12 protein-coding genes are annotated in these 13475 nt (G+C 64.4%); 9 read left to right on the plus strand and 3 right to left on the minus strand.

What is annotated here, in order from left to right; all coding sequences use genetic code 11:
• Positions 1-3: 3 nt before the first annotated feature.
• The 7 genes from AC56LY_RS00080 to AC56LY_RS00110 all read left to right on the plus strand — a co-directional run bounded on the left by AC56LY_RS00080 (position 4) and on the right by AC56LY_RS00110 (position 6385).
• Complete coding sequence (locus AC56LY_RS00080; protein ID WP_183556650.1) at positions 4-405, plus strand: PTS sugar transporter subunit IIA; 402 nt, start codon at positions 4-6, stop codon at positions 403-405.
• 87 nt (positions 406-492) lie between these two features.
• Entirely contained in the window at positions 493-762 is a 270-nt protein-coding gene (locus tag AC56LY_RS00085; protein WP_183556652.1) for an HPr family phosphocarrier protein, read from the plus strand.
• A 41-nt stretch (positions 763-803) separates the two neighbouring features.
• The gene (gene ptsP / locus AC56LY_RS00090; protein ID WP_499575388.1) at positions 804-2558 is read left to right on the plus strand and encodes a phosphoenolpyruvate--protein phosphotransferase; all 1755 of its coding nucleotides are present in this window, start codon (positions 804-806) and stop codon (positions 2556-2558) included.
• Positions 2559-2625: 67 nt separating this feature from the next.
• Positions 2626-3795 carry a homoserine O-succinyltransferase MetX gene (metX, locus tag AC56LY_RS00095; protein WP_499575393.1) on the plus strand — a complete coding sequence of 390 codons (1170 nt, stop codon included), beginning with the start codon at positions 2626-2628 and terminating at the stop codon, positions 3793-3795.
• On the plus strand, positions 3792-4409 hold the full coding sequence (gene metW, locus AC56LY_RS00100) for a methionine biosynthesis protein MetW (protein WP_499575398.1): 618 nt from the start codon (positions 3792-3794) through the stop codon (positions 4407-4409). The genes metX and metW overlap by 4 nt, the downstream gene beginning before the upstream one ends.
• A gap of 142 nt (positions 4410-4551) precedes the next feature.
• Entirely contained in the window at positions 4552-5439 is an 888-nt protein-coding gene (locus tag AC56LY_RS00105) for a M48 family metallopeptidase (protein WP_499575400.1), read from the plus strand.
• Positions 5440-5446: 7 nt separating this feature from the next.
• Positions 5447-6385 (plus strand): pseudouridine synthase, encoded by a 939-nt coding sequence (locus AC56LY_RS00110; RefSeq protein ID WP_499575402.1) that lies wholly within the window; start codon positions 5447-5449, stop codon positions 6383-6385.
• On the opposite strand, the gene AC56LY_RS00115 is transcribed toward AC56LY_RS00110, so the two are convergent.
• On the minus strand, positions 6386-7156 hold the full coding sequence (locus tag AC56LY_RS00115; protein ID WP_499575404.1) for an exodeoxyribonuclease III: 771 nt from the start codon (positions 7154-7156) through the stop codon (positions 6386-6388).
• A 201-nt stretch (positions 7157-7357) separates the two neighbouring features.
• Between AC56LY_RS00115 and AC56LY_RS00120 the strand changes: the two genes are divergently transcribed.
• Both AC56LY_RS00120 and pyrE read left to right on the plus strand, forming a co-directional pair.
• The gene (locus AC56LY_RS00120; RefSeq protein ID WP_499575406.1) at positions 7358-9328 is read left to right on the plus strand and encodes a hybrid sensor histidine kinase/response regulator; all 1971 of its coding nucleotides are present in this window, start codon (positions 7358-7360) and stop codon (positions 9326-9328) included.
• Positions 9329-9360: 32 nt separating this feature from the next.
• Positions 9361-10032 (plus strand): orotate phosphoribosyltransferase, encoded by a 672-nt coding sequence (gene pyrE / locus AC56LY_RS00125; protein WP_183556670.1) that lies wholly within the window; start codon positions 9361-9363, stop codon positions 10030-10032.
• Positions 10033-10500: 468 nt separating this feature from the next.
• Here the strand turns inward: pyrE and gatB are convergent, their stop codons facing one another.
• Both gatB and gatA read right to left on the minus strand, forming a co-directional pair.
• A complete protein-coding gene (gatB, locus tag AC56LY_RS00130) occupies positions 10501-11961 on the minus strand; it encodes an Asp-tRNA(Asn)/Glu-tRNA(Gln) amidotransferase subunit GatB (protein ID WP_183556672.1) in 1461 nt (486 codons plus the stop codon).
• A gap of 32 nt (positions 11962-11993) precedes the next feature.
• Positions 11994-13469, minus strand: a complete 1476-nt coding sequence (gene gatA, locus AC56LY_RS00135; RefSeq protein ID WP_499575411.1) for an Asp-tRNA(Asn)/Glu-tRNA(Gln) amidotransferase subunit GatA — start codon at positions 13467-13469, stop codon at positions 11994-11996.
• Positions 13470-13475: the final 6 nt, after the last annotated feature.

Genomic DNA, 13475 nt, shown 5'->3' on the forward strand with positions numbered 1-13475 from the left:
GACATGGTAGGCATTCTGCTCCTGACCCACGCACCTTTGGGCCAGGCATTCATCGCCGCAGCGACGCACGTGTTTCGCGGCCCCACCGAGCGCGTCGAGGCAATCGACGTGACCGCTGACCAGGATATCGGCCAGATCAACTGCCTGGCCAAGGAAGCCATCGCGCGCCTGGACGACGGCGACGGCGTCCTGGTGATCACCGACGTCAAGGGCGGCACGCCGTCGAACTGCTGCAATTCGCTGGCCGACGCGGGCCACGTGGAAGTCATCGCCGGCATCAGCCTGCCGATGCTGCTGCGCGCGATTACCTACCGGCGCGACTCGCTCGACGTGGTCGTCGAGATGGCGCTGGCCGGCGCGCAGAACGGGGCAGTGCGGGTGGACAACCGGATCCGGGTGGGCTAGGGCAGGCGGCGATGGCGTTGGCAATGGCGATGCGTGCGAGGAGATACCGGGCGCAGTCAGACACATTACAAAAACGATAAAGCGACTATGATTCAACAAGAACTCGAGATCATCAACAAGCTGGGCCTGCACGCACGGGCCTCCGCCAAGTTCACGCAACTGGCCGCCAGGTACAAGAGCGACGTCTGGCTCACCCGCAACGGCCGTCGCATCAATGCCAAGTCGATCATGGGTGTCATGATGCTCGCCGCCGGCAAGGGCGCGAAGGTCACGCTCGAAGCCGATGGCGCCGACGAAGAAGCCGCGCTGGCCGCCCTGACGGCGCTGGTCAACGACAAGTTCGGTGAAGGTGAATAATGCCGCGTGAAGCGGTCCCCTCGCGTTCAACGGATTCTTCCATGGCTTCTTTTCTCCTTCACGGCATTCCGGTTTCGCGCGGCATCGCGATCGGCCGCGCGCACCTGCTCACGCCGGCCGCACTCGACGTCAAGCATTACCTGGTTCCTGAAGAGCAGGTCGAGGCCGAGGTGCAGCGCCTGCAGGATGCGATCGCCGCCGTCCAACACAATCTGCAGGAGCTCTGGACCGGCCTGCCGAAGGATGCCCCGACCGAACTGGGCGCCTTCATCGACGTGCATGCGCTGATCCTGTCCGATCCGATGATTTCGGAAGCGCCCAAGGGCATTATCCGTGCGCGCCACTACAACGCCGAATGGGCGCTGGTGACGCAGATCGATGAACTCTCGGCGCAGTTCGACGAAATCGAAGACCCCTACCTGCGCGAGCGCAAGTACGACATCCAGCAGGTCGCCGAGCGCGTGCTGAAGGTCTTGACCGGCACCGCACTGAGCGTCGCGCCGGTGTTTGCCGACGAAGACCAGCCCCCGCCACAGATGATCGTCGTGGCCCACGACATCTCGCCGGCCGACATGCTGGCGTTTCGTGACCGCTCGTTCATCGGCTTTGTCACCGACGTCGGCGGCCAGAATTCGCACACGGCCATCGTCGCGCGCAGCCTGGATATCCCGGCAGTCGTCGGCATGGACCAGGCCTCGCGCCTGGTGGAGCAGGACGACTGGCTGATCGTCGACGGCGACGCCGGCGTCGTCATCTGCAATCCGAGCCAGCTGGTGCTCGAGCAGTACCGCGCGCGCCAGATCACGATGGCCAAGGCACGCAAGCGCCTGCTCAAGCTCAAGAAAACGCCGGCCATCACGCGCGACGGCACCACGATCACGCTGCTGGCCAATATCGAACTGCCGGACGATTGTCCGGCCGCTCTGGAGGCTGGCGCCAATGGCGTGGGCCTGTTCCGCTCCGAATTCCTGTTCATGGGCCGCGGCGCGCAGGCGCTGCGCATCCCGGACGAAGAAGAACAGTTCGAGCAGTACCGCAAGGCGGTGCTGGCGATGAAGGGCCGCCCGGTCACGATCCGCACGCTCGACGTGGGCGCCGACAAGCCGCTCGACCAGACCGACCACACGGCGCTCAACCCGGCGCTCGGCCTGCGCGCGATCCGCTATTGCCTGGCCGAGCCGCAGATGTTCCTGGTGCAGCTGCGCGCGATCCTGCGCGCGTCGGCCTTCGGCAAGGTGCGCATCCTGATCCCGATGCTCGCGCACGCGTTCGAGATCGACCAGACGCTGGGCATGATCGAGCAGGCCAAGACCCAGCTGCGCGACGAGAAGATCCGCTTCGACGAAGGCATCGAAGTCGGCGCCATGATCGAGATCCCGGCTGCGGCGCTGGCGCTGCCGCTGTTCGTGCGCCGCATGGACTTCCTGTCCATCGGCACCAATGACCTGATCCAGTATCTGCTGGCGATCGACCGCGTCGATTACGAAGTGGCGCACCTGTATAATCCGCTGCACCCGGCGGTGCTGCAACTGATCGCCTCGACCATCGCCACGGGCCACAAGGCTGGGCTGGATGTGGCGGTGTGCGGCGAGATGGCCGGCGATGTCAAGCTCACGCGCCTGCTGCTGGGCATGGGCCTGCGCGAGTTCTCGATGCACCCGGCGCAGCTGCTGGCGGTGAAACAGGAAATTCTGAATACCGACCTGGGCGTGGTCACGACCCGTACCCGGCGCATCCTGCGCGCGATGGAGCCGGGTGAAATCGCCAGCGCCGTCGAGCAGTTGCAGACCCTGTGAGTCGCGCGCCGTTGCCATGCCCGGCAACGGCGCCACCACCGCATCATCAATCAAAGCACACAGTCCCATGGGATCTCTAGGAATAGTCACACCGCAGGCGATGCACTTCGCCGAGCCGCTGCGCCTGCAAAGCGGCGCGCAGCTCAGCAACTACACGCTGATGTATGAAACCTATGGCACGCTCAACGCCGACAAGTCCAATGCGGTACTGGTCTGCCACGCCCTGAATGCATCGCACCACGTCGCCGGCCAGTACGACACGCCCAAGAGCGCGGGCTGGTGGGACAATATGGTCGGCCCGGGCAAACCCGTGGACACCGACCGCTTCTTCGTCATCGGCGTGAACAACCTCGGCTCGTGCTTCGGCTCGACCGGCCCGATGCATGTCAATGCCCCCACCGGCAAGCCGTATGGCGCGAGCTTTCCGCTGGTGACGGTGGAAGACTGGGTGACCGCGCAGGCGCTGCTGGCCGACCGCCTCGGCATCGACCGCTTTGCCGCCGTGATGGGCGGCTCGCTGGGCGGCATGCAGGCCCTGTCGTGGAGCATCAAGTTCCCCGAGCGCCTGCGCCACTGCATCGTGATCGCCTCCACGCCGAAGCTGTCGGCACAGAACATCGCCTTCAACGACGTCGCGCGCCAGGCGATCCTGACCGACCCCGATTACCACGGCGGCGACTTCTACGAACATGGCGTGGTGCCGAAGAACGGCCTGAAAGTGGCGCGCATGATTGGCCACATCACGTATCTGTCGAACGACGACATGGCCGAGAAGTTCGGGCGCAAGCTGCGCAACGCGGCCGAGACAAACGACTACAACTTCGACTTCGGCGTGGACTTCGAGATCGAATCGTACCTGCGCTACCAGGGCGACAAGTTCTCGGAATACTTCGACGCCAATACCTACCTGTTGATTACCAAGGCGCTCGACTACTTCGATCCGGCGCGCGAGTACGACGGCGATCTTGAAAAGGCGCTGGCTGGCACCAAAGCGCAGTTCTTGATCGCGTCGTTTACGACCGACTGGCGCTTCTCGCCCGAGCGCAGCCGCGAGATCGTCGAAGCCCTGATCAGCAACCGGCGCCGCGTGACCTATGCCGAAATCGACGCGCCGCACGGCCACGATGCCTTCCTGCTCGACGATGCGCGCTACATGAACGTGGTGCGCGCGTATTACAACCGCATCGCCCTTGAACTGGCCCCGAGCGCCATCACCACCGCCACGGAGGCCGCATGAATTTCGCCGACCTCAATACGCTGCGGCCCGACCTGGCCTTCATCGCGCACTGGGTGGGCGAACGCGCCCACGTGCTCGACGTCGGCTGCGGCGACGGCGCCATGCTGCGCTACCTCGAATCGGGCAAGCGCTGCTCGGGCTACGGCATCGAGATCGCCGACGACAAGGTCCTGGAAAGTACCGCGCGCGGCATCAACGTGATCCAGCACGATATGGAAAAGGGCCTGGGTCTCTTTGGCAACAACACGTTCGACACCGTGCTGTGTCTGAACTCGCTGCAGATGATGCAGCATGTCGAAGGCCTGCTGCGCGACATCGTGCGTGTCGGCCACGAAGCGATCGTCTCGTTCCCGAACTTCGCGCACTGGCCGCACCGTCTGGCGCTGCTGCGCGGGCGCATGCCGGTCTCGCGCGCGCTGCCGTACCAGTGGTACGACACGCCGAACGTGCGCTGTGCCACGATCTACGATTTCCAGGAACTGGCGGTCGAATGCGGCCTGGAAGTGCTGGAATGCGTGGCGCTGGCCGACGGCAAGGTGGTCAAGTTTCTGCCGAACCTGCGCGGCAGCATGGCGGTCTTCCGCCTGCGTAAAAAAGCGCCGCCGGCAGTATAAGGCGAGGCAGGTTGCGACTTATGTGCGTTGGCGGCTTGAGCCGGGCCGGTACATACGGCATGATCACGTCGATTCTGCGCGGGCGCTGCCCATTTATAACCAATTTTACGAGGCCGGCTGCCAACAACAGCCTGCCGGAGCCATGATGATGAAACTGAAACAACTCGCCGTTTGTCTGACCCTGTTTGCCGCGACCGGCCTGGCCACGGCGCAGGACGCCGGCGTCGTCGTCCAGGATGGCATCGAGGTCAAGCCGCTGTCGCGCATGCGCGTGCTGGCGCCGGAAGAGCAGGTCAATGAGGCCGCGCGCCTGCAGTACACCGAGATGATGAGCCAGGCCAAGGAGAAGGGCTTGCTGGCCCCGACCAGCGACCCGCAGCTCAAACGCCTGCGCACGATCGCCCAGCGCATCATCCCGTTCACGCCGCGCTGGAATCCGGTGGCCAGCAAGTGGGACTGGCAGGTCAACCTGATCCAGGCCGACGAGGTCAACGCATTCTGCATGCCGGGTGGCCGCATCGGCTTCTACACTGGCATCCTCACCAAGCTGCAGCTGACCGACGACGAAGCCGCGGCCATCATGGGCCACGAGATCGCGCACGCACTGCGTGAACACGGGCGCGAACGCCTGGCCAAGTCCAACGTCACCGCGCTGGGCGCGCGTGTCGGTGGCGCGCTGTTGTCCGGCATTTTCGGCGTCGATCCCAACCTGACTGCGACGGCGGCCAATGGCCTCGGCAGCATGCTGGTGCTGAAATTCTCGCGCGACGAAGAGCGCGAGGCCGACCTGGTGGGCCTGGATATCTCGTCGCGCGCCGGTTACGATCCGCGCGCCGGCATTGCGCTGTGGCGCAAGATGGCCACGCTGAACCAGAGCGCGCCAATGGAAATCCTGTCGACCCACCCGGGCGGCGACACCCGCATCAAGGACATGGAAGCGCACATGAACGTGCTGCTGCCGCTGTATGCGCGTGCCAAGAAGACGACGGTCGCCAAGCTGCCTGCCTACAAGAGCACTGCGCTGAATTGAGGCGTTGATGGGCAGTAGCGCCAGGGGCCGTCAGGCCGAAGCCAATGCACTCGTCCCGCTGCCCCTGCGCGACGGCGTTGCGCCCAGCTACCTGTGGCTGACCGAGACGCGCGCGGGGGGCATGCTGCGCTTTTTGTGCGAGCGCTTTCCCGACGTGCCGATGCAATCCTGGGCAGCGCGGCTGGAACGTGGCGAGGTCGTCGACGCGAAGGGCGCGCGGGTGGCGTTCGACACGCCGGTGCGCCAGGGCATGCGCATCTGGTACTACCGCGAGCTCGAAGTGCCCGAGGTGCCCATCCCGTTCCAGGAGGCGGTGCTGTTCCAGGATGACCACATCCTGGTCGCCGACAAACCCCATTTTTTACCGACGATTCCGAGCGGGCGCTTCTTGAGGGAGACGCTGCTGGTGCGCCTGAAGCGCACCTACGATTTGCCGCACCTGGTGCCGATCCACCGGCTCGATCGCGAGACGGCGGGCGTGGTGATCTTTTCGCACAACCCTGCCTCGCGCGGCGCTTACCAGTCGATGTTCCAGAAGCGGGTGGTCACCAAGACCTATGAAGCGATCGCGCCACTGCTGCAGGGGCGCACGCTGCCGTTCACATACCGCAGCCGCATGCAGGATGCGGCGCAGTTTTTTCTCAGCGAAGAAGTGGCGGGCGAACCCAATTCGGAAACCCTGATCGAATTGATCGAGGGGCGCGGGCCGCTCGCGCGCTACCGGTTGCATCCGCACACGGGGCGCAAGCACCAGCTGCGCCTGCACCTGGCGTCGCTGGGCGCGCCGATTGTCGGCGACAGTTTTTATCCGGTGGCGCGGCCCTGCGGCAGCGACGATTTCAGCGCGCCGCTGCAGTTGCTGGCGCGCGCCATCGCGTTCGACGATCCACTCACGCGCCAGCCGCGCAGCTTCGCCAGCCGCTTCGACCTGCGCTGGCCGGCTTGACTACAGGTCGTAGTCGATGATGAGCGGGGCGTGGTCCGAGAACTTCACGTCCTTGTAGACCGAGACGGTTTTGGCGCGCGCCGCGATGCCGGGCGTGGCGACGTGATAATCGATGCGCCAGCCGACGTTCTTCGCGTAGGCCTGGCCGCGGTTGCTCCACCAGGTGTACTGGTCGGGGCGCGCATCCAGGCCGCGGTGCACGTCGACCATTCCCAGCTCGTCGAAGATGCGCGTCATCCATGCGCGTTCTTCGGGAAGGAAGCCTGAATTCTTCAGGTTGCCCTTCCAGTTCTTCAGGTCGATCTCCTTGTGCGCGATGTTCCAGTCGCCACAGATGACGACTTCGCGGCCCTCGGCCTGCAGTTCCTGCAGATGCGGCAGGAAGACTTCCATGAAGCGGAACTTGGCCAGCTGGCGCTCGGGCGACGAAGAGCCGGACGGGCAGTAGACCGAGATGACGATCAGGTTGCCATAGTCGCAGCGCGTGTAGCGGCCTTCGGCATCGAACTCCAGGCACCCGAAACCGATGCGGTGCTGGTCGGGCTCCGTGCGGCTGTAGACGCCGGTGCCCGAGTAGCCTTTTTTCTCGGCGTAGTGGAAGCGACCGTGATAGCCGTGCGGGCGCAGGAAATCTTCGGTCATGTCGGCTTCCTGGGCCTTGAGTTCCTGGACGCAGATATAGTCGGCGTCCTGCGTGGCCAGCCAGTCAAAGAAGCCCTTTTTGTGGGCGGAGCGGATACCGTTGAGGTTTGCGGAAATGATTCGTGGCATGGAGGTAGTCGAGCAGGTGAAAGAGGGCAGAGCGCATTGAGAGGCGCATCGTTAGCCCGCAAGTGTAGCGTGTTTTGATGCTGCCAGTCATGCCTTGAGGCTGTTGCTTTATGGGGACTGGCGGTGATTAATGGCAACGATCTGGTATACTGGCGGTCCCCTGCGCGTCGACGGCACGCCGCATTTTCCCTTCCCGATCCCATGAACATTGACAAACCGCTCCCTGCGGACGTCGTCGCTATTCCCGTGCGCGAGCACGATGACGCCACGGCCGCCGAACTCTACGATTTCGTGGAGAACGCCGTCGAAGGGCTGCACCGCGTCGGTCCCGACGGCACCATCCTGTGGGCCAACCGCGCCGAATTGCAGATGCTTGGCTATGGCTGGGAAGACTACGTCGGGCGGCATATCGCTGACTTTCACGAAGACCCGGCCACGATCGACTTCATCCTGCGCACGCTGCTGGCGGGCGAGGCGCTGTACGACCAGCCGGCGCGCCTGCGCTGCAAGGACGGCTCTATCAAGCACGTGCTGATCCACTCGAACGGGCATTTCGTCGACGGCCAGCTGCGCTACACGCGCTGCTTCACGCGCGACGCGTCCGAACGCCACGAGCGCGATCAGGCGCTGGCGCAGCGCGACGCCATGCTGATGGCCGCGCCGGTCGCTGCGGCGTTGTTGATGGGACCTGAGCTGCGCTTCCGGCTGGTGAACAACCGCTACCGCGACCTGATCGACACCAGCAGCATGCTGGGCCAGACCTTCGACGAAGCGTTCCCGCATCTGGGCGGCGCCGGCGTCGCCGAGGCGGTCGCCCGCGTCTACGCCAGCGGCGTGTCGTACCAGGCCGAGGAGCTGTCAGTCACGCGTCTGGATGCAGATGGTCAACCGGTCGAGCGCTTCTTCAAGTTCAGCCTGGAGCCGTTGCTGGATCTGGATGGCCGGCCGGAAGGCGTGATCGTGGTGGCGGTCGATGTGACGGAGCACGTACGCAACCGCCTGGCGATCGAGCACGCGGCCCGCGAGCGCGAGCAGCTGCTGGTTGACCTGGGCGCGGCCAGCCAGGCCAAGGATGAATTCCTGGCGATGCTTGGCCACGAGCTGCGCAATCCGCTCTCGCCGATCGTCACCGCGCTGCAATTGATGCGCATGCGCGGCGACGGCGCTTACGGCCGCGAGGGCGAGATCATCCAGCGCCAGGTCGACCATCTGGTGCGGCTGGTGGACGACCTGCTCGACGTCTCGCGCGTCACGCGCGGCAAGATCGAACTGAAGTTCGAGCAGGTTGAGATGGCGCAGGTGACGGGCCGCGCGCTCGAGATGGCGAGCCTGCTGGTCGAGCAGCGCCGGCATCATCTGGAGGTTGACGTCGAACCGGGCCTGGTGTGGGAAGGCGATCCGGCGCGGCTGGTGCAGGTGGTGTCGAACCTCTTGACCAATGCCGCGCGCTACACCGAACCGGGTGGCCGGATCTGGCTGCGCGCACGGCGCGACGGCGCGGACGTGGTCGAGATCAGCGTGCGCGACACGGGCATTGGCCTGGCGCCCGAAATGCGCGAGCAGGTGTTCGAGCTGTTCTTCCAGGGCAAACGCAGCATCGACCGCGCCGAGGGCGGGCTCGGGATCGGGCTGGCGCTGGTCAGGAACATCGTGGAACTGCATGGCGGCAGCGTCGAAGCGCGCAGCGCAGGGCGGGGCCTTGGCAGCCAGTTCGTGGTGCGCTTGCCGCTGCACGGCGTGGCGGGGCTGTCCGCGCCGGTGGCGGTTGTGGCCGTTGTGGCCGCACCGGCCATTGACAGCGCGCCGCAGCGGGTGCTGGTGGTGGACGACAATGCCGACGGCGCCAATACGCTGGCGCGCCTGCTGACGGCGCACGGGCACACGGTCGAGGTGTATCACGATCCGGTGGCGGCGCTGGCAGCGGTTGAACGCTTCCGGCCCGACGTCGCGCTCCTCGACATCGGCCTGCCGGTGCTCGACGGCTATCAGCTCGCCGCGCGCATCCACGCGCTGCCGGCAGGACGCCTGTGCCGGCTGGTCGCGCTGACCGGGTACGGCCAGGCCACGGACCGCGCGCGCAGCCAGGCCAGCGGCTTCGCGGCGCACATGGTCAAGCCGATCAGCGGTGCCGAAGCGCTACGGGTCGTCGCCGGCAGGGCCGTGAGCGATTAAAATAGCCGCTTTCGACATTCAGGGAGAAGTACATGACTGATCTGCGCCAGCAATTCATCGGGTTTTCGGTCGAGGCCGAAGTATTGAAGTTCGGCCAATTCACGACCAAGGCCGGGCGCCTGTCGCCATACTTCTTCAACGCCGGCCTGTTCCACGACGGCGCCACGCTGGGCAAGCTGGCCCAGTTCTACGCGCAGACGCTGCTCGACTCGGGCGTCGAATTCGACATGCTGTTCGGCCCGGCCTACAAGGGCATCACGCTGGCCTCCGCCACGGCAGTGGCCCTGGCCGCGAAAGGCCGCGACACGTCGTACGCGTACAACCGCAAGGAAGCGAAGGACCACGGCGAAGGCGGCACGATTGTCGGCGCCAAGCTGCAGGGCAAGGTCGTGATCATCGACGACGTGATCAGCGCCGGCACCTCGGTGCGCGAATCGGTCGCCATGATCCGCGCCGCCGGCGCCGAGCCAGCCGCCGTCCTCATCGCACTGGACCGCATGGAGCGCTCGGGCGCCGACGACGCACTCTCCGAGCAGTCAGCCGTACAAGAAGTCTCGCGCGAGTTCAACATCCCGGTGATCTCGATCGCCAACCTCGCCGACCTCTTCACCTACCTCGACACCCACACCGCCGACCCCCGCCTGTCGCAACACAAAGACGCCGTCTCCGCCTACCGCACCCGCTACGGCATCCAAAAGCAATAGCCCAACAATTAGGGTCAGAGTAGATTTGTTGGGCAATTATCCAAAGTTGTCAAACAATTCGACTCTGACCCTAATTTAGATTGGGGGAAACTCTTGCAAATTAATTAGGGTCAGAGTCGACTTATTGGGCAATTACCCAATGTTGTCAAACAATTCGACTCTGACCCTTATTATTTATGTGCTTGCAGGAATCGATTTAGTTTCCGCCTGGAATATCACTAATCAATTTGATCACTTGAACGGGAATCGGCTCAGCTTTCCTGCTTTGCGGACAGTTTGGGCCGTCCAAACAAATAGGGTCAGAGTCGAATTGTTGGGCAATTGCTCGCGGTCGCCCGATAAGTGGGGACAGAGTCGCTAGGCTGGGCAATTACTGTGGGTAAAAATGAATCAGGGTCAGCGTCGCATTGCTGGCAATTGTGGGCAATTGCTCAATAATTCGACTCTGACCCTAATTGAGGAGGAAGGTTAGCTGGTCAGCTTTTTCTTCAGCAGTTCGGTCACTTGCGCTGGGTTGGCTTTGCCTTTGGAGGCTTTCATGGCCTGGCCGATCAGGGCGTTGATCGCGGCTTCTTTGCCGGCGCGGTATTGTTCGACGGATTTGGCGTTGGCGGCCAGGACTTCGTCGACGATCGCTTCCAGTGCGCCCGTATCCGAGATCTGTTTCAGCCCCTTTTGGTCGATGACCGTGTCGGCCAATGCTTCGTCGTCCGATTTGGCGTCCCACATTGCGGCGAAGACTTCCTTGGCGGCCTTGTTCGAGATCGTGCCGTCGGCGATGCGCTTGAGCAGCAGCGCCAGTTGCGCGGCGCTTACGGGCGAAGCCTGCAGCTCGACGCCTTCGCGGTTCAGTGTCGACGACACGTCGCCCATCATCCAGTTGGCGGCCGACTTCGCGTTTTCTTTCCCGGCTTTCGCCACCACCGCTTCGTAGTACGTCGCCATCGTCTGCGACGACGTGAGCACCAGGCTATCGTATTCCGGCAGGCCGTATTCGCCCGTGAAGCGTGCGCGCATGGCGCCCGGCAGTTCCGGCATCTCCGCTTTCACGCGCTCGATCCAGTCCTGGCCGATCGCCAGTGGCGGCAGGTCAGGGTCAGGGAAGTAGCGGTAATCCTGCGCATCTTCTTTCGTGCGCATCGAGCGCGTTTCTTTGCGGTCCGGGTCCCACAGGCGCGTGGCCTGGATCACCTTGCCGCCGTCTTCGATCAGCTCGATCTGGCGCCGCACTTCGTAGTGGATCGCTTCTTCCATGAAGCGGAACGAGTTCAGGTTCTTGATTTCGCAGCGCGTGCCGAATTCCTGCTGGCCCACCGGGCGTACCGAGACGTTGACGTCGCAGCGGAACGAACCCTCCTGCATATTGCCGTCGCAAACGCCCAGCCACATCACCAGCGAGTGCATCGCCTTGGCATACGCCACCGCTTCGGCAGCGCTGCGCATTTCGGGCTCGGACACGATCTCGAGCAGCGGCGTGCCGGCGCGATTCAGGTCGATCCCGCTCATGCCCGCATAGTCTTCGTGCAGCGACTTGCCCGCGTCTTCCTCGAGGTGGGCGCGGGTCAGGTTGACCGTCTTCATTTCGAGCTTGCCGTCTTTTTCGTAGGCGAAGGTCAGCGTACCGCCCTGGACCACCGGATCGGCGAACTGGCTGATCTGGTAACCCTTTGGCAGGTCGGGATAAAAGTAGTTCTTGCGCGCGAAGACCGACTCCGGCGCGATGGTGCCGCCGACTGCCAGGCCGAAACGGATCGCGCGTTCGACCGCGCCGCGGTTCAGCACCGGCAGCACGCCCGGCAGCGCCAGGTCGACCGGGCTGGCTTGCGTGTTTGGCTCGGCGCCGAAACGGATCGCGCTGCCACTGAAGATTTTCGATTGGGTCGTGAGCTGCACGTGATTCTCAAGACCGATGACGACTTCCCATTGCATAGTGTTCTCTCTTTGTTCTGTGTCGGCGCGAATCAAACGCCGTCCGGCGTGCGCGTATGCCAATCGGTCGCGAGCTGGTACTGGTGCGCGATGTTCAGCAGCTTGGCTTCGGCGAAGTAGTTGCCGATGATTTGCAGGCCGACCGGCCGCTTGCCGTTCTTCTCGCCGGCACCGAAGCCGCACGGGATCGACATGCCGGGCAGGCCCGCCAGGCTGGTCGAGAGCGTGTAGATGTCGGCCAGGTAGTTCGCCACCGGATCGTTCGACTTGGCGCCCAGGTCCCACGCCACGGTCGGCGCGACCGGGCCCATGATCACGTCGCACTTGTCGGCAAATGCAGCCTGGAAGTCGTCGGCGATCAGGCGGCGGATCTTCTGCGCCTGCACGTAATAGGCGTCGTAGTAGCCGTGGCACAGCACATAGGTGCCCACCAGGATGCGGCGCTTGACCTCCGTGCCGAAACCTTCGGCGCGGGTTTTGCGGTACATGTCCTGCAGATCCTTGTACTCGCTGGCGCGGTGGCCGTAGCGCACACCGTCAAAGCGCGACAGGTTCGACGAGGCTTCCGCCGGCGCGATGATGTAATAGGTCGGGATCGACAGCGCGGTCTTCGGCAGCGAGATGTCCACCAGCGTCGCACCCAGTTTGACGAACTGTTCGAGCGCCGCGCGTACCGCGCTTTCGACGTCGCTGGCCAGGCCTTCGCCGAAATATTCGGCCGGCACGCCGATGCGCAGCCCGGTCAACGGGTGCTCCAGCGCGCGCGTGTAGTCTTCCGCGACGTTGCCCTGGTCGACCGTCAGGCTGGTCGAATCACGCTCGTCGAAGCCGATCATTTCGTTGAGCAGCAGCGCGCAATCCTCCGCGCTCTGGGCGATCGGGCCGCCCTGGTCGAGCGACGAGGCAAACGCGATCATGCCGAAGCGCGATACGCGTCCGTAGGTCGGCTTGATGCCGGTGACGCCGCAGAACGCGGCCGGCTGGCGGATCGAGCCGCCGGTGTCGGTGGCGGTGGCCGCCGGCGCCAGGCGCGCAGCGATCGCCGCCGCCGAGCCGCCCGAGGAGCCGCCCGGCACCGCCGTCGTGTCCCATGGATTCTTCACTGCGCCGTAGGCCGAGTTTTCATTGGCCGAGCCCATCGCGAATTCGTCGAGGTTGACTTTGCCCAGCGTGACCATGCCGGCACTGCGGAAGCGCTCGACCACGGTGGCATCGAACGGGCTGACGTAGCCCTCGAGCATCTTCGAGCCGGCCGTCGTGCGCCAGTCGCGCGTGACGAAAATATCCTTGTGCGCGATCGGCACGCCGGTCAGCGGGCCGGCCGTGCCGGCGGCGAAGCGCACGTCGGCCTCGGCGGCCTGGGCCAGCGAGCGCGCGTGGTCCACGTGCAGGAAGGCGTTATGCTCGCTGGCGTCGATGCGGCCGAGGTAGTGGCGCGTCAGTTCGGTGCTCGAGATCTGCTTCGAGTGCAGGAGCGCGGACAGCTCCTTGAGGGTCTTGTTATGCATGTGCGT

Source organism: Telluria sp. ZT3P25, from assembly GCF_059685895.1.